The following is a 24,228-nucleotide window of genomic DNA, read 5'->3' as shown; positions in this document are numbered from 1 at the left end:
GATGCCTTCCTACTTGTTTGAACCAAGGCTTTCAATTATGAAAAAACAAGATGACTTTATATCCATTTTGGGTGGATACACAGCTGATGCTGCTACGAAGAGATTCACAGAAAGAACGTTCAATATTTTTGAAGATAGTGAACATTTAGTAGAGCTCGCAGAAAAATGGAAAAATGTCGCAGCTGATAAAGCTCAAGGTCATATGTTCGAACAGCTTGAAGTTATCAAATTTAACTTAGATGCTCTAAAAAAAGATAGTGACCTTTTTGCAAAGACGACTGCGAGTATGGGCTTTCCAACGGATCCTGTCGATATCATTATATCTAACGGTAAAGAAACCTTAAGGGAAGTTCAAGCTAAGTCTTGTAATAGTGCCGCACGAAGTGCATTTGCATTGTCAAATGAAAAATATCAAGAGATGCAGAGATTAGCACCTCAAGATCAAGTAAAAAAAATCAAAGAACTTCTTGAAAAGAGAATTGAAGCAGGGACACTCAAGGCCGAAGACTACGAACAAACCTATAGGAATCTTACTGAGTCACTTGAATATGGTGAAATTAGCTCCTCGGGGACAACTTATAATGAGGCGCTAAAAGCCACCGACTCCCAAGTAGCAGAAGACATAGCTAATCAGTCTAAACTGGAAGCCACATTTGTCGATATGCACGAGTCAGGGAAAAGAGCGGGCAATATTGGTGCAGCATTAAGCGGGACTACCAGCAGCGTTACAGAGTTTTATAAAGTATATAAAGGAGAACGTGAGTTAGGTGAAGCAACCGTAAACATTGCTATATCGACAGCAAAAGGATATGCGACAGGATATACAGTAACAGCGTTAAGTAAAGGCATAACGCATTCCGCAACGCACGTCTTAGGTGACGGTGTTTCAAAAGCACTAGCAAGAAGCAATGCCCCTGTTGCAATTGCTTCAGGTATCATTAGTTCTAGTAAATCCATGATTAGTTACCTTAAAGGAGACATAGAACTTGAACAGCTAAGTGATGAAATCACACATACAGCGATAACCAGTTCGGCATCATTTTATTATGGTGCTTTAGGCCAAGTTATGATTCCTATTCCTGTCGTCGGTTCCATTGTCGGAGCTGGTGTTGGGTATATGATTGGCAATTTGATTCACCAATCAGGTCTAGTGGCACTCGGGGATAGTCAATTAGTGAAGGCAGCAAAAGAAAGAAGACGCCAGATACAGGCTCTTTGCCTTGCCGCGGTTCCTCAAATTCGCCAGAACCGCATAGCCCTTCAGCAACAGCTTGACCAGCATTTTGAGGTGCGAAAGCAATTGTTTATCTCAGCATTTGACTCATTTGACTTGGCGATGAATGATTGGGAACCAGATCAGTGCTTAGAAGCATTGAATGCCATAAGTGATCAGTTTGGAACTGTTTTGCCTTATAGATCGTTTGAAGAATTTGACAGTATGATGTGTTCTGAGGATTCATTTAAATTCTGATGACCTACACTTTTCCTTGTTACCAATGTGGTAAATGCTGCTCTAATGTTCATCTCTCTGATGAAACGAAGTTTCTAGATAGGGGAGATGGACATTGTAAGCATCTAGACCTAGATACAAAGCTCTGTTCCATTTATGAAGATAGGCCAGATATTTGCCAGGTAGAACTACAGTATTTGTCTCGGTTTTCAGAACAGTATACTTGGGATCATTTTGTTGAGCTAAATCTGGAGGTATGCGCAGCACTTCCTGAGAAAAAGCAATCTCTATGACAACTATCGGATGAACCTAGAAGCCTGAATAGAGTAGTGGCTATGCGTCAAATAATAAATAGGTCAGTTTAACCACACTTGATAACTGGCAAGTCGTGCCATTTCGTTGTGTAGTGCGGCGTTAGCATCTCACGCCGCATGCCCCATTTCTGCCCTATTCCTTGTGCTCCTAGGAATAAGGTGTCAGAACCATAACGTTGGTTCAACGAATCATAAACAGACATGAGTTTTGGGTCGTTGGGCATGGGGTTAAATAGATCTGACTGCTCGTTCTTCCCATCAGTTAAATCCAACAATCCAACGCCAATTTTGTAAAAGCGAACATCTTCACAAAATAGTTCTTCTGCGAGTAAAGTGACAGCTTTGGTGATCTGTGTGACATCTGAAGTAGGGTAGGCAAACCTATGTATCGCTCTACGCGTTACAGCCTTCTCATCGTAGGGGGAGCTATTGGCGAAGCATAACATCACTTTACACAGACTGTTTTGCTGACGCGCCTTTGAAGAGGCTATATTCGCATGCTTTGCCAAAGCCTGGCGTAATGATTCTAAGTCGGTAATGCGCTGACCTGCGCTTCTCGTAGAATAGATTTGTTTTTTGTCTGCCCTTGATTGATCCCAAGCTTTACATGGTTGGCCATTGAGTTCACGGATAGTGCGTTCGATTTCGACGTTAAACTCTTTACGAGCTAATGCTGGTGGATAGTCAGCGAGTTCTAAAGCTGTATTGATGCCCATAAACTTCAAACGAGCTTGTATTTTTTTACCTATGCCCCAGATGTCACCTGCACCGAGCTTCGACAGTATGGTTCTGCGCTCTTGCTCGCTATCGAGAACACAAACTCCGTTATACCCTTGTATTTTCTTAGCGGCATGGTTAGCGATTTTTGCTAGTGTAAGAGTTGGGCCAAAGCCAACACAAACGGGTAATCGACATTCTCGCCACACAGCTCGTCTCAGCTTCATTCCATGCGTTTTCAGGCATGGAATGGCAGTGTCACAACGTTCGAATGATAGGAAAGATTCATCGATACTGTAGATGTGTTGCTCTGGAGCGAATCGACCAATTACTTGCATCATTTTGGACGAGAGATCGGCATACAATTCGTAATTTGATGATAAGGCAATGACTCCTTTCTGTTCACAAAGTGCTTTAACTTGAAAGAAAGGTTTGAACTTCTCTATACCCGCTTCCTTGGCTTGTCGATTTGCAGCTACTACGCATCCGTCGTTGTTGGAAAGAACAACGACGGGCTTACCTCGCCAGTCGGGACGGAAGACTTGCTCAGCACTACAATAAAATGAGTTCGCATCGACTAAGGCATACATTATTTTGTTCTCAGCAGGTGACTTGGTCTATGGCAACGTATGGATCGGATGACTACCCCCTCTAAAGAGAAAGAATCACATTCAGTGATAAGAATTGGGTGAAACTTGTCGTTTGCAGAGAGTAATAGCTTACGATGTATGTCGATCTGCTTACATATGAACTCTCCATTGAGATTCGCGACGATAACGTCGTGTTGTTTAACATCTACATGCCTATCAACGATTAGTAAATCTCGGTCAAATATTCCCAGCCCTTGCATAGAGTCACCACAGGCTTGGCCAATGAAAGTTGCGCTAGGGTGCTCTACGAGAAGTTCGTCGAGATCGAGCGATTGTTGAGTGTATTCGGCTGCTGGCGACTCGAATCCAGTGATACCAGCATGTGCGTTAATTGGGATAACCGTCATAAATAATACTGTACAAATAAACAGTATTATTTTGGTATGGAAAAGCTTTCTTGGCAAGTGCGTGTGGCCTGTTTGTCCAATATCTAGGCAATTTTAATTTGGCGTTTTGAAGATTTGTTTCTATGTTCTTGATAATTGAACATTTATGAGGACGAATGTAATGAAGGAACTAGATCAAAGGCGACTTAATGTGGTTAAGAATTTGCTTAATGAACTCGAGTTTTATACTGATGAGGTGGTCGAAGAGGGGAGTCTAAAACGGTTGTGTCTAGATATAAATGGTTGGCGGCTTTACCCAGTGTTTCAGTTTGATGAAAACATGGAATTACAAAGTCAACTAAAGAGGCATCTCGATGACTTAAGGTCAGGCCGAGATGACATTGATGTCCTGTACTGGTTATTTGCTGAGAAAACCGTGCTGATGTGCAAAGCGGTTGCGCCTTACCAGTTGGTCGAGAAAGCTTTGAGTTGCGGTGACTCAAAAGCCCATGATGAACTGGTGTCGGCAGAGGCCAGACAGAGTGAATATCTGACCGCTCGTCCTATCGATTTGCTAGGAAAAAACGAATTCGACGTATTTGTCGACGATTGGAAGCTGGGAGACTATCGAATGATCCCTAGGAAAGAGGTTAGGGGCATTTCGGGCGGGTGAAGCTGAAGCAGAAAACATCAAAGCGTGACTTTGAGTCTGTGTGTAGGGCGGGAAATTGTACGTTTTGTCCCAAACCTTAGGCACACAAGCCCCAGTTTTCACCTAAGCGACCGAAAGCTGTGATGCGAAGTATCCGAGTATTATCCGATACTTTGAAGCTACTCTCTGACCTCTTAGTTATTATTCAATACTATACATTGCAATATGTTGTTTATGTTGGTGGAAATCAAATGGCTAAAGTTGATCGACAGCTACTACTGTATCAGTTTCTGCAAAAACATCAGGGGCAGAATACGACATTCACTAGGGAAGACTTGCTAGAACAAGTGGGCTGGAAACAAAGTACGTTCAGTTCGTATTACGGCAAGGGACAGATAACTCAGTTCTTAGCCGAAATAGAACCCAACACCTATGAGGCGATAAATGTTCTGGATGTTAGCTTTATTGAATTCAAAAAGCGTCTATCTCAAAGTAAGCACTATCAAGAGTTGGGTCATAAGTGCAAATCTAACTTGGCTAAGGCTCTTCTCAAAAAATCTAAAGACAATATGATGCTGGCTCTCGAGCTATACAACAGGCCTTCACTTGAAAACAAGTTGGATGGTTTTGTCATGATGTATTCAACAGCATGGGAGCAACTGCTCAAGGCAATCATCATTGAACAAGATGGCGAGGAAGCTGTATTTGAGAAGGTGAACAAACAGGGGGTTAAGAAAACGATATCTTTAAGAAAATGTTTAGAAAAACTTTTCAAAGATAGTGATAGCGTGAGAAAGAATATTGCTCGGATTGCAGATTGGCGTGATGGTGCGGTTCACTTACTAATGCCAGAGCTTCAAGGCTTGGCCTCTCGCATTTTCCAATCTGGAGTGCTCAATTACTCATCAAAATTCCAGGAATTCGCAGAGGTGCCATTTATGCAAGCTCAGCATGCTGGAATGATATCCCTTGTTGGAGATTTTAAAATGCCACCCGAGCCTGTACTGCGTTCACTTTATGGTAAGGCAGCTGAAGATATGCTTGAGTTGGCAAAAACTGTGCAAGATGAGATTGAGGAAGAAGATGACATAGAATTCGCCATTCCAATCAATGTATCACTTGTGTACGCACGTGATGAGAAAGATAGTCAGATAATACTGGCTGCTGCTAATGGCAAAACTCAAGATCTAGAGAAATTGAAAAAGGCACTTGTAGTAGAGAAGCAAGTCGACCCAGAGAAGACCCATACCTATACTGAGAAGACTGCTATTGCTGCAATAAACAAAGCGCTATCTGATGACTACGATATTGCAAAACTAGAAAAGTGTTTAGAAGCTCGTGATAGAAACTCGGGTAAACCAATTATAAATAAGCATTGCTTTCAATCAGCAGTTGTAAAATTGAACTGGAAAGGAGGTTGCAACAAGTTTCATCATTATCAAAAGGTGTCAGATAGACACATATACTCTCAAGATGCAGTTGATGAGCTTATTAAGCAAATTACCAATAAAGACGACTTTATCAAGCAAGCTAAGGCTCAAGCTAAAAAGAAAAAGAAGAAGCAAGCAATTCCTGCTTGATCGCGAGAAGTAAGGCTCTTGTCGTTTAGTAGGAATAAAGCAATTAGTTGTCGTGACTCACAGGATAGGATTTAACCAAGCCTTGCAATAGTCTACATTGGATATTATTCACATACCCCAAACGTATTGAACCTACTGCACTGTGTGAAATAGGGGCTCGAAAGAGCCCCATGTATCGTCATGAATTAGACTTTTTGCCTACTTTTACGGCTCTTCCCCTTAACGCTTCAAAGATTGCTCTAACGCGAGATGTGGTGTTGGAAGTAGCGTTCTCTGAAAGCGGCGTCAATAAGCTTTCATCGCAGTTACTGAAACGGGCTAAGCAGTCTTGTTCGAACTTTGATTGCTTCTCAAGCTTATCTAGGCCTCCAATCATTCGGCCCATGTCATACTTGTTATCCATAAACTGGGCAATCTCGTCATTTTGATACTTCTCTACATTGAAGCTTTTGCAGCCGTACCCCATATTCGCCAGTATTGATTCTAGACGAGCCAGAGCTTGTTGAATGTCTTCGGCTTCATCCGCTTTTAGTTCTAATCCTCTTGACTCAATAGTGCGACTGCCATCAATACGCTCTATCTGGCCAATGGTTTCACACAAATGGTGGATAGGGGACGCAAATTGATGGACGTTATCGCCGTTTTCGAGAGTAACAGTTCCTCGTTCAATGTTTGCCACGCGTTCGAGGTTTTCTTTGACTGCTAGTTTGAGATACACCTGAATTTTCTCGAAGTAGCTGTCTTTTAGAGACATGATGTGCGGTTGAAAGTGCTCTGTGGCGTATCTACGCTCTATGTCGTACTTTGAGTTTGGTATTTTAGTAGCGGTATCAAGTGGGATCTGGAAGATAACCTCAGATGAGACGACAGAGTCTCTATCAATAACAGTGCCTCTTACGGATATAGACTTACCATTATCACGTGGTAGACGCAATTGATACCATACCTTAATGTTTGCAGTATTTGCGTTTTCTTCTCTCATATCGGAAATGATTTTATTTGCTTCAATTACACTGAGCATAAGTTGTCCTTTTTATTATATTTATTAGTAAGGTTGTTTAAATAGTAAATTCTTATTTTTATCTATGCAATAAAAAGTTATTTGACATATTTTTATTATTGAATATGAATTCGTAGATGTTTTTATTTTTGGGTTGTTAAGTTAATGATTACTCTGTATTAGTTTGTTTGGTAATTGATTTATTTATATTTGAAAAAGAATTTTAGTCAACTTATTATTCTGATTAGGAGCCATAGTAAGTTGACTAAAATTAGTCAGCTAGAGCTTACTTTTTAAGGTTAGATCTAGCCCTTGCTCCTTGCACATCTCTAAGTAGCGTTCGATATGTCCGCTTGCGTTTGCATCTTGTATAGCATTTAGAATTTGGGGGATGGTGTGGATGGTATGTAGTCCGTCATCGCGCCTTAACTGGAAGTCTTGTTGCTCTTTGTAGTCTCCCAGATGGCTTTCTGCATCAATAGAAGGGGAACCAAAGCCCAACATATGCAGCAATGATTCAATGAACTCAATCAATAGCTCTGCCAGATGTTGATTGACCAATGCAGAGTATTCATCACGAGTCATTTTGGGAGAATTGAACCAAGATTTGCTGTAGCGTTCCTTATGCCATTTTTGATTAATTTTCACCCTGAAAACAAAGCCATGAAGCTTGGGATCGTATTCTCTTGAACCCCCCTCGTTGTATAGTTGAAGGTAAGTTCGCAGGCGTGAGTACTTGAGAGCTTTATTGATCTTTGTGAAGTCTTTGGCTCTGAAGCGAAGCACCACATTGCAGTGGCGGTCATCATGACTCAGCAGATGGCCGTGCTCATTCTCTATGGTCTGGATTGGGTCTTTGACAATGGCATAAGCACGCTTAGATTCAAGAATATTTAACTGTTTAAGGCTTTGACTGTCACTTTCGGTCATTGTAAATCGATCGTTATTCAGCAGGTTTTTTAGGGAATATGCGTTGCCGTGTCCCATCTTTGAAGAAGGAAAGTACAAGGCTGGCCTGTTAGTCTTGTTTCGTGATTTATTGGGCTTACTCAAACGATAGGACATCCCGTTGGGTAGCTTGTCTGTTTGAGATTTGTAACTAAGCCTAACTTGAACACCAACAGCTTCTAGTTGCTCGACGAAAATTGGAAGAGTCGGCGTGATATCTAGTAGTCTGTTTTGCTCAAGTACAAAGTCTAATTTGCGTCGTATTTGGGCTTTATCGCCCCCTTTAGCTTTTTGGTTTGGTGTGATGCGAATGGGCTTTAGTTTATAGTTCTTTTCCCTTTCGTTAATCTTATCGCCTGGATTGGCGACGCTACCGAGTCCAAATTCCTTTTCAATTTCACGCATGACCATCGTGGCTTTAGGGTGGTTCTGCCATTCGTTAACGACTTTCTTTGTTTTGACATCGATGGCTCCGCAATTGATGTGGATATGGCTATGGTCAGTGTCATGATGAATAAACACAACATATTTTGTGTGTTGAAGTCCCATCCTACGCATATACTTTTTCACGAGCCTACGCCATTGCATAAGGTCAAGCTGTTCGCCTTTTTGAAGAGAGATCATTCGATGGCTAGTCGGTTTCTGCATACCAGTTTTGCTTTTATAGCTTGCTATCTCACGTCCAATTTCAGACCAGTCCATCTCATGGGTTTTAAGGTGTGGTGTTTTTAAGGTTGGGAGCTGTGAGGATATATTGTGAGCCATCAGAAACTGTGTTTTTTCACTGATGATGTCGTTCTCTTCGTGTGGTTTGAACTTGCCAGAAGCGTATTCGACTCGCACGCATTGCTGGAGATCTTTGGTTGTGCCTGCGCCATAGCTGGTAGTTGCAGCAGACTGGTCTTCAATGGATTGTTTTTTGCTTGGATTTTTAGTCTTAAAAATTTTGTGAATAGCCATAGTTACACCTTTTTATAATTGTAATGTGGTGAGTAGAATCGGTAGGTTCGACCCGACGGGGTCGGAAGGGAGCGACATAGTCGCCCCTTGGTTACATGTAAGTTGCTTCTTCGCGCAGTTCTTTGAAGTCAGCGAGTTTTTGAAGCTGCTCTTGGGTCAAATGCCTATTCGCAAGCATCAAAGCGAAATCTGAGTTGTATTCACCCAGCTCTTGTTGCTCTCGCTCAGCAAGTTTTTGTTGAATCAATGATAGGTATTCGATGATGAGGTTTACTGTTTCTTTATCTAAAACATTCTCTTGCAGGGCATGCATCAGTTGAACGCTTGAGAACTGGATATCTTCATTGATAGATTCAAGAACACATACATCAACGCTGGGCCTCTCAATCTGGCTGACTTGCAGATCTGGTGTAAGGTTCAGAGTGATATCACGCATGTAGGTGGATAGGTGTTTGTAGCCTAGCTTTGTACTACGGTACTCGAGGTCAGCTCTTTCTTGCGGGGTTATATTTATTTTGACTTGTTCACTGCATTTGGCTTCTGCTGGTTTTCGTGGTCTGCCGCGGCTAGGTTTATTGAGGTATTGTTCAATAAGCTCTAAGGCTTGAAGCTTTTCTTCAGAGTCACGTAGATGGCGATACACGCCTCGTTCTTCGAACACAAGCTGACGTTGTTCAATAAGTTCAGCTTTGCTCATTTTTTCTAGTCTTTCTCTGATACTTAGATCGAAAATACTCATACTTGTTACCTTTATTATTTTTATTAGTGGTAAAGAGGAGCGGAGCGACAAGCGCAGAACCGTAAGGTTCGAGCACCGCAGCGTTAGCGAGGAAGCTCCGCAGGACAAGCTGCTAATTAATTTCGAGGAACGAGAAATAATTAGTACTGGCTTGTTTCCGTGTTTTTTAATTTAGTGGAACCATTGTGATTATTCTCCTGCTCGCACTCATGGAGAGCAGTGTCAAGATTTACAGGTGAGAATAAACAGAGAGTTCCTGTTCTATATTTTAATTCGTTGTATGGTATTTGTTCAACTGACATGAAAGTTAATATTTGGTATAATTTTAACTTTTTACGGAATTAATTAATTTGTGTTGTATAAAGTAAATTATGTATCGTTGGATTATTAAAAAACAAATTGCTTATAATGGTAATATGTTGGAATAACTTAATTTTCGTATAATATAAAATTAGAGTTAGTCAACTTATTACCTTTTAAAAGGTATGGAGTAGTGGTTTCTTATCTTGGCTTGATTAAGTAAATAATTAACGAATCGAACCAAATTGATTGAGTAGGAGAGGAAATACCGTTATGCTTAAGGTTGACTATGTAAGTATGTTGACCGACTTCGTCGAACTTGTCGAGTTGAAGTAGCGGTTATGTGGGAGAGGTATGGCAGATAAAGTAAAACAACGCAAAGGTAGTAAAGTTTATACACCTGAGTTAGCTGAATCCTTTGCACAAGCTGTCAATGCGGCAGCAAAGCAGGTTAGCAAAGAGAAGCCTGCTGATTCCTTAGGTAGTGCAGCGAAAACTAAACGCTAATGGGCTTGCCAACCAAATGCTTGTATTAATATTTGGGTATTTGGACGTGGTAACTAAGCTTCGAGCTTATACATATTAGTTATTGTCAACTATTTACTATATCTTAATTTGACCAACTAGACTCGACGCTATCTGGATATACTTAGTTGGAGTAGTTCGAAAATATGACTTGAACTACACGCTCCATTGAGTGTGAATACTCTTGCTGCGAGCGACACTTCAGTAAAATACCTTTAGATGCGATGTTTAGCGTAAATGCTTATTCCATAGCTGAGTTCATCGACGTTGTTAAGCCGCTTAAGACAAGAAATTCTGAAAGCTTTAGCATCAGATCACTTTCCCAGTTGCCGTCAGCACCTTCAGCAAATTGAATACCCGCTTCTAATACCGAACCTCCATGTGGAGTTGTGCTCAATATAGGGACAAGCGCACCAGACCAAGCTTTAAAGAAAGCAGGTTGCAGGTGTTACAACAGATCCCCAAGTAAACTGGAAGTGGTTTGGTAGCATGGTTGGTGCTGGTAAATTCAAAAACAGAATCAATACCAACAATGAGTTTATTTCCGCAGCTCTCGAGCAGATCCCTTTAAATGGGCCTGTTGGCGAAGCCGACTACAAGAGTTTTGTAACTCAGTTCAAATTGGCTTTCCCTGATGGTGGGGCTGGGATTGCAATAGCTAGCAGATTGTTAGCAATGAAACGTCCTGATTACTTTGTTTGTTTGGATAGTCAAAATCGCGCTGAACTATGTAGGGACTTTGGAATTCCTGCAAATGTAAATTTTGACACATACTGGGTCAATATTATTGTTCGCATTCTAGACTCTGTTTGGTGGTCAGCTCCAAGACCTATCGACCCTATAGAGCGACAAGCTTGGGAAGGTCGTGCTGCGATGATTGATGCAACCTTTTACGAAGGCTCTACATAGAGTATCTAGAGCAATATGTTACATGAAAGTTCACACTTCGTTGTAACTGAGAATTGCCAAAATTCTCTATGAACTGAATTTTTACCCGTGGCATTTTTCAGCTCAAAAGTGCCCCAAAATCACTTAGATTAAATACTCTGCACAATTCAGAGGACGTGCGTTTGCCCTACAAATCCTAATATCAAGTTTTGGATAATTTACTCATCATCTTTACTTTCTTTTCTGTATATCTATACAGTTTATTTAGTTTTAATCTGGTTTGAGTATGAATAATGGCTTGTCTTGTTGAGTGCTTAGTCTCGTTTTGTCAATGGGATTTTTGATAAGTTATTGTTTGTTAATATGTTTGTGAGAATCATGCCTTAGATAACAGGCACTGTTAAAAAGTGATAACACGCTGGCGCGTTTCTATATGATGACAGAATACATAGCTCGATGTATTTGCTTTAATTTTTAGTGGTTTATGATAAATTTTTCGATAAACAGGCAGACAGAAAAACGAGACTGCCTGTTATTAAGAATGTTATATTATTTAGGATAGTTATGAGTCAAGAAAACGAAGAATTAAGAAGAAGACTGAAAATCCTGCAAGATAAACTTGAGTCAGGGATGCTTAAAATCAGTCCGCATGTCTATGCTCAACTAGAAAGCAGCTTTGCTGCTATGCGCTATGATGCCAATGGTAATATCGACCCAGACTCCGTTGATAGTTCTATAAGGTCAATGGCAAATGGAATTACTATGTTCCATGACCGAGAAGAAAATAAGAAAGCTATTCCATTAGCTGAAATCCAAAGAGCCTATTTTGGGTTTATCAACGCTAACTTTGCCCCTTTCTATGAAATGATGAAAGAAGCAGGTAAGAACCCCAATGATATAGCACGTTTTTTTTCACAAAAAACGGTCACGAGGAATGAGTTAGTTCAGTCTATCCCTCCCTTTCTTGAGCACATCAGAGAGCTTTGGGATTCGTGTGGTGATGTCGCATGGACACACCTTGAGGATATGGATTGCTTGAAGCTATCGCATGCTGGAGATCTATTTCCATCCTATTCCCATAACGTGGCTTCAAAGTGCGGCATCTACAGTGACACTATTGTACTTCCTGACCCTTTTATTCGTACATTGGACTTATACCAAATGTGGGATGACGAGCAAAAAGTGTATTACTTTCTAAAGCATGCTTTAAGTGTTCTAGCATATAAAGATCTCGCTCTAGCTGAGCTAACAACACCTATAGTTGTTGTTTTGCCAGAACCACAATACCTAGAAGAGCACGAGCGTAGCTTTGTCGAAAAATTATCAGAAAGAGATGGTTTAAAGTTAGCGGGTAATACATTTGGTCGTGAGTTTGAGTCCTTAGATGACGCAAAAGAATTTTTTGCAGCATTAGACAGTAAAAACAAAGTTTTTAATGAGGTTCGGGATGAGTCAAAAATCTTAGCTGACCTTGATATTGGGAATAATATCAAGGAGCAGCTTGATGAGCTTTGCAACAATCCACTCAGTATTATGAATAGTTTGACCCCAGGGCAAATGATTCTGACGAACTTCTTAGGACGTATGGGGCAAGCAAATGACGCTCTATTGAAAAGTAGGCGTGTTCGTGGGGTTCCTTTGATTGATGCCCCTACATCTTGGCGATATTTCAACTGGAAGCTACAGCTAGATGGAGAACAACTAGAACAATCCTCGCAAGAACAGTTGCATGTAACACATGCTCTCACATCTTTGGACGGAACCGAGCTTAGCTGGTTGGGTAACATTCCCCCTAAATCGCTTATTGAAATTCGGAAACAAGGAGCTTTAGAAGAAATACGAAGCATAATGTCTAAAAACATCAGTAACTTGATAGAATCTTCTCCAAATAAATTTGGTGAAACAAGCTATCAAGTATACAAAAACTTCCAAAACGCTTTTGAAGAACACAATACTAAGGTGAAAGAATTACGAACTAAAAAGTGGAAGTTTGGCGGCTTTGATATTGGTTCTATGGTTTGTACTGGTGCAATAGAATTAGCAGCAGTGGCAACTGGTTCGCCATTATTTGGCGCAGTAAGTTGGACTGCTGGTCAACTTCTAGATACTCCTAAACTTAGAGAAATACCTCAGAAATACAGAGAGTTGATGGAAGAAGATAAAGAGTTGTCTAACTCTCCAGTTGGTTTATTAGTTCAGTGTAAACAATAATATAACAAAGCATTTAAGAGTGATTCCCAACGCTTGGCATTTTTCATTCCATCGTTGGGTTTTGTGTTTATGGTGGTCAGGTTAAGTTTCGTGGTAGCGTTGCTCACACCTTAATGCGGCGTTAGCCGTTTTATGAGGAATCTGGAAGTTAATGATTAAGAAGTACAGTTGGATTGTCGCATTTATCCTATCGTTGCTGATGCTTGTATCACACAGCTTCAATTTATTTGAAATTCAGGTCGACTCGACATCAATATTATTGCTAGTTATTCTGCTTGTAAGTCCATATATAGCGTCACTTAGTAAGGTTAAATATGGTGAGTTCGAAGCAGAAATCAGCCGTGATGAAGTAGTAGCAATAAGAGATGAAACTTCTTCGTCTACAGATAAATCAGATCGTGAGTCTGGGTATCAGCGTTCCGATGAGTTTTACGAATCGATAGACCCGATTAAACCTTTAGCAGAAACTGACCACATATTAGCTCTTGCCAAATTAAGAATCGAAATTGAAAAAGTTGTTAAGCGTTATCATAGGCTTGCCATAAAACAGAAAGGTGCAGAAACACTCGGTGCACAGTTAAACGAACTGGTAGCAGACAATCGAATCGATGCGAAGCTGTCCAAATCAATTCGCGACATTGTTGCAGTTTGCAATAGAGCTATCCACGGTGAAACAATCACCAAAAGCAACGCTGATATAGTTATAAACTCTGGTGTAGTTATCCTAGACGACTTGTTTTGGGATTTGGAATTTAAAGTTGCTCACGGTGAAGTTATCAGCAAAGAGTACATCGAAAAATTTGATTATGAATCTCTGTATTACAACAAAAAGTATCGCTTAACTACGATAACACCAGGGGTAAAGAAGCCAGAAAAGACAGTACGTATACTAACTCAAGAGCAATTAGACGGCTTACTGGAAGGGTATAATGAGTACGCGGAGTTTTTAGTGGAATTGAAGCCCGAGGAAGAAAACGGCTAACAAAGCATTTAAGAGTGATTCGCAACGCTTGGCAGTTTCGCTTCGCTCAAGTATAGCCAAGCGCCGCTCACACCTTAACGCGGCGTTAACTTTATTCAGTCATGGGGTAATATGAATAAAACGATATATATTTTAGGAGCAGGCTTTTCGGTTGAAGCTGGTGCACCAACACAAGCTTCCATTATTAAAGAAGCTTTTAGAATTGAAAACACTAATACAGGAGTATTCAAAGAAAAGGAATTTACTATTTTTAAAGACTTCCTTTCTGAGCAACTCAATATGCCTGAAGAACTATTCCCAGAAGTTGAACTTGAGGATATCTTCACCCCATTAGATAGATGTCTATCGGATAGCTCACAGTATCGAGGAGTAGGGCTTGATCAAATAATGGAAATCCGACAAGCGGTTTTTTATGTAGTAGGTAAAACTATCCAAGTACTATTAGATGAGACCGAGTTATCCAAACAGTACATTGATGATTTTGCGAAGTACCTGACGCAAAAATCATCAGTTCGAGCTGATAGTAATTATCGTAGAGAGGATCCAGTTAGTGTCATTAGCACTAATTGGGATATTCTACTTGATAACTCAATTTACAAAGCCATTTCGGATAATGACGATTACGATGCAGTGGTTGACTACTGTTGTTATATCAGTTCAAAGGATGAAAGTGACGGCAGTGTTAAACCTGGTTTAGAGAAACTTGGTCAAGGTGGATTTAACGTCAAGTTGTTGAAAGTTCACGGATCTCTGAATTGGTTACAATGTCCTAGGTGTGCTCGCCTTTATGCACGATTCTCAAAAAAAGAGGCTGTACATAGCTTTACAACTAGCTCATCTTGCCGCCATTGTGATAGAAACTTCAGTGAAGAAGCGGGCAAGCATGTATTGGCTCCCAACTTAATAATGCCTACGTTCATTAAGGATTTATCGAATCCACAATACAGAATCATTTGGCAAAATGCAGGTATTGAGCTTTCAGAGGCAAGTAAAATAGTATTTATTGGCTACTCGCTACCAAGCGCAGACTTTGAGATGCGTCAGCTTCTGTCTAGGATGACAAGAAAAGACGCAGAAATTGAAGTTGTAGATTATTGTAGAAATACTGATTTGCAGCAACAACAAGAGGCCAGAAGTGAAGTTGAAAAACATTGGCATAAGTTTTTTGGCAATAGGAACATTCAATTTCATTTTAATGGTGCAAAAAGTTATTTACAGCGCCTAGAACCATAAAGTTAACAAAGCATTTAAGAGTGATTCCCAACGCATGGCATTTTTCATTCCATCGTTGGGTTACATGTTTACGGTGGTATGGTTAGGTTTAGTGGTAGCGTTGCTCACACCTTAATGCGGCGTTAGCCTTCAAGAGGTAATATTGAATTGGGTAAAATAACGAAAACCTTCAAACTTGAAGATTGTCCTAGTGATAAACAAAAGTTTGTGTGTAATGAATGTGCTAGAGAGACGTCTCACTCTATTGTTTCGTCTTTCCATGAAAGCGGCTTTGACGACGCAGGTAATGGGTGTGGAATGGATTGGGATGAACGGCATCAGATCATTCAATGTTGTGGTTGCGATACAGTATCTTTTCGTATTGAATCAACTCATTCTGAGGATGTTGATTATAGCTTTGAGCATGACACGTTAGTACGCAATATAACGGAAAATTACTTCCCAAACCGAACACATCAGCTTCGAGAAATTAATACCTATCTATTACCTCTAAACGTGCAAGTAATCTATCGAGAAACTACAAGTGCCATTAGCAGTGGTTTATTTGTCTTAGCTGGTATTGGTGTTCGAGCTTTGATTGAAACAGTCTGTAAAGAACAAAATGCTCAGGGCAAAAATCTGTTTGCTAAAATTGACTCTTTGTATCAAATGTCAGTAATCACCAAAGAGGGCTCGGATACATTGCATCGCTTACGTAGCTTAGGAAATGAGGCTGCGCACGAAGTAAAGCCTCAAAGTGAAGAACAACTATATATGGCGATGCAAATCATAGATCATATGCTCGAGGGCACGTATATCATTCCTCAAAGAATGAGCCAAGTCTTTGGTAAAGAAGGCTAACAAACTGTTTAAGAGTGATTCGCGACGCGTGGCATTTTTACTATGCGTTGGTTTTAGTGTTTAGGTGGTATGCGGCGGCATCGGTATTGCGTTGCTCACACCTTAATGCGGCGTTATGTGCTTTATTTGATTAGGTAGTTCAAATGAGTAGAAAGAAATTTATGGAGTCTGTGGGTGCAACCTGCAGAAACTGGAACTGGAGTTGGTCATTCGTTAATCACGATGAAAAATTCGTGGTTTTTGGTCATTGGGATGTACACAAAGATGGCTTAATCTTTGATGAAAGTTGGAAAGGTGCGGGGAGAAAGCAATCACTCGAGCACGTATCTCTCATTCAGGAGCATGGGTACAGTTTAAAAACGTTCCCAATGCAGTACGATGAAACAGATACTGGTACGGCCAAAATTAAAAGTTTCGACTGGATTCTTGAGGATAAGCATTTAGCGGGAGTAGGTGGTCTTTGGTATGCGTTAAGCCCCTCTGAACACGAGGTTGTCACAGCTATAGAAGAGGTTGTTAACCCCGAGACTTACACTGAGGGTGCAACGAAGAGAATCTCTGTAAATGCATATGAACGTAACGCTGATGCTAGAGCTAAGTGCATATCTCATTATGGGTGCAAATGTTATGTTTGCAACTTTGATTTTCAAAGTGTTTATGGTGATATCGGTAAAGGTTTTATACACGTGCACCACGAAGTTGCTCTTGCTGACATAAAGCAAGAGTATGATGTTGATCCTATCAATGACTTAAAGCCTTTATGTCCTAATTGTCATGGAATCATACACAGAACACATCCGCCGATATCTGTCGATGCTTTAATTTCCCTGTTAGGTGACAAGGTTTAAGACGCATATAACAAACTGTTTAAGAGTGATACGCAACGCGTGGCATTTTTACTATGCGTTGCGTTTAGTGTTTAAGGTGGTATGCGGGAGCTTTAGTATTGCGCTACTCACACCTTAACAGGGCGTTAGCCCACAAAATCGAGGTTCGGATAGAGTTAGTAAACCTATGAGTAAAAAAGAAGAATATAAAAGAACCTGCGAAGATGAAATTGACTGGGTCAATCTTGAACAGCTTCACGAAGCTACATTACAGATTAGTAATCAATGCTCCGAGTATAAAAAGCTGTGTGTCAGTGTTATCGGTGTAGTTGTTGCTGCCTTGCTTAAGCTCGGAGAGCCTGCAAGTTTGTCATTAATTTCAGGTGTTTGTGTCGTAATTAGCACGGGTTTCTGGTTCGGCGACTCGATTGCATATTATTACCAAAAATCAAATCGTGAAAAAATGGGCAAAATCACTGACGATATTAAGCGAAGAAACTCAATTGACGTCATCACGGTAGTTAAGCTTCAAGAACACTCGTGGGGACGTTCATTCTGGAATCCATCAATGAGCCTGTATCACTATATTACAGTCGTGTGCGTTATTGCTGTAATATATGATAACTTTTCAAAACTATGATGTGCTGCGACAATGAAGATCTTTGTTAGCTATACCGTTAGGGATTCGATAGTGACTGAAGCTCTTTTGCAAAGGGTCTTTGAAAGTGTTGCTGCATTCGGTTCTCCGTATATAGACCTTATTCACAATGATTCTGCAGACAAACAAGCACGTGTTGAAAGAGAGCTACGAGGTTCTCATGTGCTGTTATTGCTCGAAACTTCGTCTACTATAAAGTCTCCCTGGGTTCAATGGGAGCTTGATACAGCTCAATCTCTAGGGATTCCAATTAAATCTATTCAGTTTAATGATCCCGATTTTGCGATACGTCATATCCAAAGCGTGTTTGAGGGCTAACAAACTGTTTAAGAGTTATTCGCAACGCGTGGCATTTTTACTTTGCGTTGGTTTAAGTGATTAAGGCTGTATGCAGAAGCTCAGGTATTGCGATGCTCACCCCTTAACAAGGCGTTATGTGTAATCGAGGAAATATGAAAATTTCATTATTAGCGGATTGTCCTAATGAAGCATCGAACATTGCCAATTGGTATCTACAAGAGTGGGCCCATAATGACCCAGCAGCAACATTAGAAAGTGTGACTCAAAAAGTGGCATTAGGTGCCAATAGAAGTGAAATACCAATGGCTTTTGTTGTGCATTTTGGAAGTGAATTAGCGGGCGCTGGTGAAATCAAATATCGAGAATTACCAGAGTACCAGGGATTTCATTATTGGCTTGATGGAGTCTATGTTCCTGTTGAGCATAGAGGGAAAGGTATCTCAACAATGTTGATTGAGTTTGCAAAATCTAAAGCTCTTGAGTTGCAGGTGCCAGCTTTGTATCTACGCTGTGAGGAGCATAACGTTAAGCTATATGAGTCTCATGGTTTTAATGTTGTTTGTTTAGAGCAGAACAAGTTCATTATGGAGCTTCAAGTTAACACATAACAAGCGTTTAAGACATATTCCCAACGCTTGGCATTTTCAGTTCAAGTTGAGTTTTGTGTTTACGGTGCAATGGTTGAAGTTAGGTGGTGGCGTTGCTCACTACTTAACGCGGCGTTATGTTTATTAATTAACTTAGGTACTTAATTTTGGTGAAAAAATTCCTATTAAAGCTCATTTGTAGTGATCTGGTTTCTGAAAAAAGATTTGTACATCCTGCGATTAAATCTCAAGGCTGGAAAGTCGCAAAAATTTGGAATGAGAAGGAAGAGAAAACCTTTGGAATTGAAAGACTACTGAGGTTGTTACTAGTCTTGTCTGCATTTGTGTTCCCAGGTTTATATGTCAGACATGTCTCGGGTTATGGTGGACTATTGTGCAGAAAATTAGCTACTGAGTTTTATGTTGTTGTTAAGCTGTGTTTACCTCTCATTGTATTCTCACTAGAGCTACAGTCGAATCCACTTATTCTTGCTCTAACCGCTTACTTACTCATTGAAACGCTCTTGTACCTTTTAGGGCTGATTTTCTTATCTGATATTTACGTTAGTCCGATATCCAATAAAAGATCTTACCTAATGGTTATGATCAACTATGTAGAAATTTGCTTGGGTTTTGCCGTACTTTACGAGGGTTTTGCTTCAATTAAAGACCTAGCGGGGAGCATTGATGCAATTTACTTTAGCTTTATTACCGCAACAACTATTGGCTATGGTGACATGTTGCCAAATGACCCTAAATCTAAGATCTTGGTTATCGTTCAATCTATGTATACTTTGGTGCTGATTGGTCTAGTTCTAACTAACTTTACATCAAATATTAATTACAAGAATGATACGTATAAAGCTAAAAGTAACGGTAGAAAAAATAAACATAACAAAGCATTTAAGAGTGATTCCTAACGCTTGGCATTTTTCATTCCATCGTTGAGTTCAATGTTTACGGTGGTATGGCTGGGTTTCGTGGTTGCGTTACTCACACCGTAATGCGGCGTTATGTCTCTATGAGGAAAAAATGAGTTCCCCAAAAATTAAAGAAATTAATGTTGATACATGGGATGAGTTTAAATCTCATGTTGAAGGAAAGCACTATAGAAAATGGATTTATCGAGGTCAGTCAGATAGCTCATGGTCGCTAGAAAGCTCACTTTACCGTTCGATCAATGATGCAAAAGCTACTCGTAGATTAGGTGGCAAAGCTTCGAAATCGATGAACGAAAGAAGACATGAAGAAATCATGCTAGAGCGCTTCAAAAGCTGTGCTCACCTTTATTTGAGTCATTTACCGAAAAATCATGATGACCTTAGTTGGTTATCGTTAATGCAGCATCATGGAGCGCCGACACGGCTACTAGATTTTAGTTTTTCCCCTTATATTGCTTTGTACTTTGCATTGGAGAGTGGCAGCGAAGATGCTGCTATTTATTGCTTAAATCATCACTCATTAAAGGTCATCGATGATCAGCATTTTGGTGAAAGTAGGAAGGATATTTATAGTCAATTAATGCATGGGGAAGAAAATTCGTCTGAAATTTGCTTGTTTGCCTTTGAGCCAGAGTTTTCTAACCAGCGCTTGATCGCACAACAAGGCTTGTTCGTCGCGACTAATTATGTGACTTATTCTCACGAAGAAGCTCTACGAGAATACAACATGGGTGATCGTGATGCCTACAAGTTAATTATTGGTAGCCAATTGCGTTATGAAGGTCTAAGGATGCTTCATCAAATGAACATTACGTCAGGAACTATTTATCCTGGATTAGATGGGTTTTGCAAAAGTCTCCACAAGCTGCCAGTTTTCGATTCTAGGCATCAGCGTCGTGTTGGAGACGAGACATAACAAGCATTTAAGGCATCAATATACATATTCCAATCAATATCGAGCACGCTAGCCCTTAGGTTTTTAACCGTCCCTTTCCAGCGTTTATTGTGTTCTGCTCTACTAATACCTTGCCAACCAACGAAGAATTCGTAATTGCTAAGCAGTCGGTTGAGCTTCTGTAATCTACGAGATAAGCATTACCAATTAAAAAGCGAGCCTAGTGCTCGCTTTTTGTTTTGTACGTCGGATAGGCTAATGCGCAATACCTTCGCTGAAAACGACAATCATTAGATGCTTTATTTTTTAGTTGTTTATGATAGTTTGCCTGAGAGTTTCGCAGATATGGGAGTATGCCCTCTGCAATCAAGAACATTAGATATACAGGGGAAAATAGATGCCAATTTACATTAAGACAGAAGGCAAATCGGGAACGATAGTCACCTTGTCAAACGGTGTCTGGGATCTTCCTACTCAAGTACAAGAATTAGAATCTTGGCTTTTTGAAAACTCATCAAGTCTACCTTCTGATGATTACATCGCTGATATTGGCTTTAGCATCAGAGAAAATGCTTGTGGTGGCGGCGCTATTCTTTCACCTAAGGCTATGAGCATAATGGGAAAATTGGGTATGAAACTGTACTTGTCTGAGTACGATGGTTAATGCACAACTAATAGGTACAATTAAGTTCTAGCCCGCTTAAAACCAACTAGCACCTCATAACTTGCTTCTTCGCCAAGCACACTTTCAAACCCCGCAATGTGCTCTATTTCTCAAGAATCTAGCATGCATAATTATTCATCAATTCAATGTGTTGTTGTTTTGCATCACACTTATTAATAAAAGTGATGATACATACATTTATAAATGTGACTCAAATCTCCATCCACATTTTGATTACTTTCTAAGCTTAGTTGATTTTTATCCAATTAAACAGAAGGTTATATGATAAATAGAATAATAACACTAAGTGGCGTTGCATTACTTTGTTCAGCAAGTGCGCATGCTCAAATGCAAAATGGCAGTTTCGAAAACTGGGAAGGAAACGTTCCATCTGGATGGAGTGTAATTGATTCCGGGATTTCGGTTTCCCCCTCTACCGACCCTGTTAGTAATGGCAGTTTTTCGGCGCAAGTGACAGTGAATACTGGTACTCAAAGTAATACCGATTTTCTGCAAACGATCAGTGTTGAACAAGGGAAAACTTATGATTTCTCTGTCGATGTTTACCACACTGAAGGTAATGTGAAAGCTCGCCTTTTTGTTGATGGCTATTTAGGTTACTCGAACAATGGTATAACGAATCAGTGGCAAGCATTGACTCACTCGTACAGTGCTACGAGCACCAAAGACATTGTTGTGGGCGTGCGATTTTATGATGATGCAGGTTTTGACGGATCGGAAGTTGTGTATCTAGATAACTTTCAGCCTACGGTGACTCCATCTACACAAAGCTGCAATGATACCAGTGCCACGTTTACACTAGTGACGGACAACTATGGCTCTGAAACCAGTTGGTCTCTTAAAAACTCAGTTTCTCAAACTCTTTATTCTGGTTCAGACTATCAAAGTAACACCACCAATGAAGTGGAAATGTGTTTAGCAAACGGTAGCTACACTCTAGAAGTTAAAGACTCTTATGGCGATGGAATGTGCTGTAATGTCGGCAACGGTTCGTACAGTTTGTCGGTTAATGGAACCGTTGTAGCATCTGGCGGTGATTTCCAATCAAGTCAGAGTACAGAATTTACGGTTGGTAGCTCAACGACACCACCAACTGAGCCACCAGTATTAGGCGAATATTACAAAGACGCTGAAGGCAAAACGGGCTTTGCGTTAAAAACGGCCTTGTATCAAATTATTGATAATCATAGTAGTCAGGGTTACACCGCTATTTGGACATTGGTGTCTGAAGCTGACCTAGATGCCTACTATGAGACAGATGGGTCGATTCTCGATATGTACTCAGAGAAGCCTTCGGGTTCAGATTCAGTTCAATTCACTAAGGTGACTGATCAATGCGGTCAGTACAGCAAGGAAGGTGATTGTTACAACCGCGAACACTCTTTCCCTAAAAGCTGGTTTGGTGGAAAAGTTGAGCCTATGAACTCTGATGGCCATCACCTATTTGCCACTGACGGTTACGTTAATTCGAAACGCAGTAACTGGCCATTTGGTGAGGTGAGCAGTGCAACATACACATCAAGCAATGGTTCTAAACTGGGTAGTGCAGCGAGCTCTCTTGGTTATGTGGGTACTGTGTTTGAGCCAATTGATGAGTTCAAAGGTGATTTCGCAAGAGCATATTTCTACATGGCAACACGCTATGAAAATGAAATCGCGAGCTGGGAAGGTAACTCTACAAGCTCAGATGCTGTTCTAGATGGAACTAATACTACCGTGTTTGAACCTTGGCTACTGACTATGCTTAAGCGTTGGCATTCTGAAGATCCGGTAAGCCAAAAAGAAATCGACCGAAACCAAGCGGTACATGATTTCCAAGGAAATCGTAACCCGTTTATTGATCATCCAGAGTTTGTTAGTCAGATCTGGGGAAACTAAACGGAATGTAACCACTATGGCAATGGTTCCGTGATTATTGAATTGAGCCCAACCCTTTGTTTGGGCTCTTTTGTTTTAGGCGCTTTGAAGGGCTTTTTCCGCCGCTTTCAGGCCCATCTGGTAACCTGCTTCTAGTTTGTCTTTGTCGGTTGTTAACCTGCCAACTTCAAAGGTGTTGTCGGGGGCGATCACCTTAATGGTACAGTCGTGTGGTGGGTTGTTAATGAATGCCAAAGTTTGATTATATTGATCGGCACGAGTGATCATTGCTTCAGCGAGTTGAGGTGTTTTCTTCAATAGTTTTCGAACTAGCCAAGGCGATCTTGGAGGTCGCTTTTCATAACCTTGTTTTTGAGAGAGGATCACGGTGATCTTTTTGGCACCACGGTTGTAGGCTTCGATAACCGGAATCGAATCAACGACGCCGCCGTCAATCATTCTGCGACCATCAATGGTCAGGGGAGTGCGATAAGCCATAGGTACCGAGCAAGATGCTTTTAGCAACTCTTCAAGATTCTCTTCGTCTCCGCGGGTATAAACAGCCGTGCCGTTATCAACATCTGTAGTAACGACGTGAAAGGGTAGTGGCTGCTCACTAAATGCTTGCATGTCATAAGGGTAGTTTTGCGCGATATGATCCCAGAGCCAATCGAGCTCTAATAAGTGTCCACCTTTAGCAAACCTTTTGAAGTCGATGAACTCTGGTCGGCAAGAGTAATCAGATATGATTGTGTAGGTTCGACCGCGTTGATTTGAAAGCCAAGAGGCGATATTGGTCGAGCCTGCTGATACGCCGATGCAGAAATCAAAAGGGTTGTAATTGTGGTCTAAAAAGCCGTCCAATACACCAGCAGCAAAGATGCCTCTCATCGCCCCACCTTCTACGACGAGGGCATGTTTCATTTCTTGTGTCATGGTTCGTTTATTCCCTAACGTTTTATAATTATGTTCCTTCAATCCGCTCTTACTGGCGGAGTATTCGCTCTATTATTACTAAATTAGCGTTCTGATGTGTAGAGGCAATAGTCAAAAGCACCGAAATCAACGACTGTTTCGATGAGATAGAATTCAAACAAGGATCAGGCAAGCGAGCGCTTAACTCGCTTTCCATTGGGGAACATAAGGAGAACTACGGTAGGGTA

At 40.7% G+C, this 24,228-nt stretch carries 25 protein-coding genes; 18 read left to right on the top strand and 7 right to left on the bottom strand.

What is annotated here, in order from left to right:
- Positions 1 to 37: 37 nt before the first annotated feature.
- Positions 38 to 1,471: a hypothetical protein gene (locus tag KI743_RS14855; protein ID WP_285467021.1), complete on the top strand. Its 1,434-nt coding sequence runs from the start codon at positions 38 to 40 to the stop codon at positions 1,469 to 1,471.
- On the top strand, positions 1,471 to 1,743 hold the full coding sequence (locus tag KI743_RS24645) for a YkgJ family cysteine cluster protein (protein WP_109173732.1): 273 nt from the start codon (positions 1,471 to 1,473) through the stop codon (positions 1,741 to 1,743). Before KI743_RS14855 ends, KI743_RS24645 begins: the two co-directional genes overlap by 1 nt.
- 68 nt (positions 1,744 to 1,811) lie before the next feature.
- Here KI743_RS24645 and KI743_RS14850 read toward each other — a convergent pair whose 3' ends face one another.
- Entirely contained in the window at positions 1,812 to 3,071 is a 1,260-nt protein-coding gene (locus KI743_RS14850) for a Y-family DNA polymerase (protein ID WP_285467019.1), read from the bottom strand.
- Complete coding sequence (locus KI743_RS14845) at positions 3,071 to 3,478, bottom strand: LexA family transcriptional regulator (protein ID WP_285467018.1); 408 nt, start codon at positions 3,476 to 3,478, stop codon at positions 3,071 to 3,073. Before KI743_RS14845 ends, KI743_RS14850 begins: the two co-directional genes overlap by 1 nt.
- Positions 3,479 to 3,638: 160 nt before the next feature.
- Here KI743_RS14845 and KI743_RS14840 point away from each other — a divergent pair, with 160 nt between their 5' ends.
- Positions 3,639 to 4,130 carry a hypothetical protein gene (locus KI743_RS14840; RefSeq protein ID WP_285467017.1) on the top strand — a complete coding sequence of 164 codons (492 nt, stop codon included), beginning with the start codon at positions 3,639 to 3,641 and terminating at the stop codon, positions 4,128 to 4,130.
- Between the two features lie 230 nt (positions 4,131 to 4,360).
- Positions 4,361 to 5,689 (top strand): DUF3644 domain-containing protein, encoded by a 1,329-nt coding sequence (locus tag KI743_RS14835; RefSeq protein ID WP_285467015.1) that lies wholly within the window; start codon positions 4,361 to 4,363, stop codon positions 5,687 to 5,689.
- A 178-nt stretch (positions 5,690 to 5,867) separates the two neighbouring features.
- Here the strand turns inward: KI743_RS14835 and KI743_RS14830 are convergent, their stop codons facing one another.
- From KI743_RS14830 to KI743_RS14820, 3 genes are all read right to left on the bottom strand, one after another.
- A complete protein-coding gene (locus KI743_RS14830) occupies positions 5,868 to 6,710 on the bottom strand; it encodes a hypothetical protein (RefSeq protein WP_285467014.1) in 843 nt (280 codons plus the stop codon).
- A gap of 258 nt (positions 6,711 to 6,968) precedes the next feature.
- The gene (locus tag KI743_RS14825) at positions 6,969 to 8,597 is read right to left on the bottom strand and encodes a relaxase/mobilization nuclease domain-containing protein (protein WP_285467012.1); all 1,629 of its coding nucleotides are present in this window, start codon (positions 8,595 to 8,597) and stop codon (positions 6,969 to 6,971) included.
- 91 nt (positions 8,598 to 8,688) lie between these two features.
- Positions 8,689 to 9,336 carry a hypothetical protein gene (locus KI743_RS14820; RefSeq protein ID WP_029788662.1) on the bottom strand — a complete coding sequence of 216 codons (648 nt, stop codon included), beginning with the start codon at positions 9,334 to 9,336 and terminating at the stop codon, positions 8,689 to 8,691.
- A 654-nt stretch (positions 9,337 to 9,990) separates the two neighbouring features.
- On the opposite strand from KI743_RS14820, the gene KI743_RS14815 reads away from it, so the two are divergent.
- Positions 9,991 to 10,143: a hypothetical protein gene (locus KI743_RS14815; RefSeq protein ID WP_285467011.1), complete on the top strand. Its 153-nt coding sequence runs from the start codon at positions 9,991 to 9,993 to the stop codon at positions 10,141 to 10,143.
- 259 nt (positions 10,144 to 10,402) lie between these two features.
- Here the strand turns inward: KI743_RS14815 and KI743_RS14810 are convergent, their stop codons facing one another.
- Complete coding sequence (locus tag KI743_RS14810; protein WP_285467010.1) at positions 10,403 to 10,558, bottom strand: hypothetical protein; 156 nt, start codon at positions 10,556 to 10,558, stop codon at positions 10,403 to 10,405.
- A gap of 92 nt (positions 10,559 to 10,650) precedes the next feature.
- Here KI743_RS14810 and KI743_RS14805 point away from each other — a divergent pair, with 92 nt between their 5' ends.
- The 13 genes from KI743_RS14805 to KI743_RS14735 all read left to right on the top strand — a co-directional run bounded on the left by KI743_RS14805 (position 10,651) and on the right by KI743_RS14735 (position 23,086).
- Complete coding sequence (locus tag KI743_RS14805; protein WP_285467009.1) at positions 10,651 to 11,070, top strand: hypothetical protein; 420 nt, start codon at positions 10,651 to 10,653, stop codon at positions 11,068 to 11,070.
- Between the two features lie 543 nt (positions 11,071 to 11,613).
- Positions 11,614 to 13,260, top strand: coding sequence for a hypothetical protein (locus tag KI743_RS14800; protein ID WP_285467008.1), 1,647 nt, complete (start codon positions 11,614 to 11,616; stop codon positions 13,258 to 13,260).
- Positions 13,261 to 13,411: 151 nt separating this feature from the next.
- Entirely contained in the window at positions 13,412 to 14,242 is an 831-nt protein-coding gene (locus tag KI743_RS14795) for a DUF4145 domain-containing protein (RefSeq protein ID WP_038892857.1), read from the top strand.
- 111 nt (positions 14,243 to 14,353) lie between these two features.
- Positions 14,354 to 15,475, top strand: coding sequence for a hypothetical protein (locus tag KI743_RS14790; protein WP_285467005.1), 1,122 nt, complete (start codon positions 14,354 to 14,356; stop codon positions 15,473 to 15,475).
- A gap of 147 nt (positions 15,476 to 15,622) precedes the next feature.
- Complete coding sequence (locus KI743_RS14785) at positions 15,623 to 16,315, top strand: DUF4145 domain-containing protein (RefSeq protein WP_031823008.1); 693 nt, start codon at positions 15,623 to 15,625, stop codon at positions 16,313 to 16,315.
- A 143-nt stretch (positions 16,316 to 16,458) separates the two neighbouring features.
- A complete protein-coding gene (locus tag KI743_RS14775) occupies positions 16,459 to 17,163 on the top strand; it encodes an HNH endonuclease (RefSeq protein WP_046874576.1) in 705 nt (234 codons plus the stop codon).
- Between the two features lie 166 nt (positions 17,164 to 17,329).
- Positions 17,330 to 17,782 carry a hypothetical protein gene (locus KI743_RS14765; RefSeq protein WP_017817942.1) on the top strand — a complete coding sequence of 151 codons (453 nt, stop codon included), beginning with the start codon at positions 17,330 to 17,332 and terminating at the stop codon, positions 17,780 to 17,782.
- Between the two features lie 51 nt (positions 17,783 to 17,833).
- The gene (locus KI743_RS14760; protein ID WP_373417836.1) at positions 17,834 to 18,118 is read left to right on the top strand and encodes a TIR domain-containing protein; all 285 of its coding nucleotides are present in this window, start codon (positions 17,834 to 17,836) and stop codon (positions 18,116 to 18,118) included.
- A gap of 134 nt (positions 18,119 to 18,252) precedes the next feature.
- The gene (locus KI743_RS14755; RefSeq protein WP_152470383.1) at positions 18,253 to 18,708 is read left to right on the top strand and encodes a GNAT family N-acetyltransferase; all 456 of its coding nucleotides are present in this window, start codon (positions 18,253 to 18,255) and stop codon (positions 18,706 to 18,708) included.
- Between the two features lie 149 nt (positions 18,709 to 18,857).
- Positions 18,858 to 19,607 (top strand): potassium channel family protein, encoded by a 750-nt coding sequence (locus KI743_RS14750; protein WP_238791633.1) that lies wholly within the window; start codon positions 18,858 to 18,860, stop codon positions 19,605 to 19,607.
- 112 nt (positions 19,608 to 19,719) lie between these two features.
- Entirely contained in the window at positions 19,720 to 20,544 is an 825-nt protein-coding gene (locus tag KI743_RS14745; protein WP_285467000.1) for an FRG domain-containing protein, read from the top strand.
- Between the two features lie 376 nt (positions 20,545 to 20,920).
- On the top strand, positions 20,921 to 21,187 hold the full coding sequence (locus KI743_RS14740; RefSeq protein WP_285466999.1) for a hypothetical protein: 267 nt from the start codon (positions 20,921 to 20,923) through the stop codon (positions 21,185 to 21,187).
- Between the two features lie 282 nt (positions 21,188 to 21,469).
- Positions 21,470 to 23,086 (top strand): endonuclease, encoded by a 1,617-nt coding sequence (locus tag KI743_RS14735; protein WP_285466998.1) that lies wholly within the window; start codon positions 21,470 to 21,472, stop codon positions 23,084 to 23,086.
- Positions 23,087 to 23,161: 75 nt separating this feature from the next.
- On the opposite strand, the gene KI743_RS14730 is transcribed toward KI743_RS14735, so the two are convergent.
- On the bottom strand, positions 23,162 to 24,001 hold the full coding sequence (locus KI743_RS14730) for a patatin family protein (RefSeq protein WP_285466996.1): 840 nt from the start codon (positions 23,999 to 24,001) through the stop codon (positions 23,162 to 23,164).
- Positions 24,002 to 24,228: the final 227 nt, after the last annotated feature.

The organism is Vibrio sp. D420a (assembly GCF_030248625.1).
GTDB classification, from domain to species: Bacteria; Pseudomonadota; Gammaproteobacteria; order Enterobacterales; family Vibrionaceae; genus Vibrio; species Vibrio fortis_A.
The sequence above is the reverse complement of the archived record's forward strand: the minus strand, read 5'-3'. Positions and strand labels throughout refer to the sequence as shown.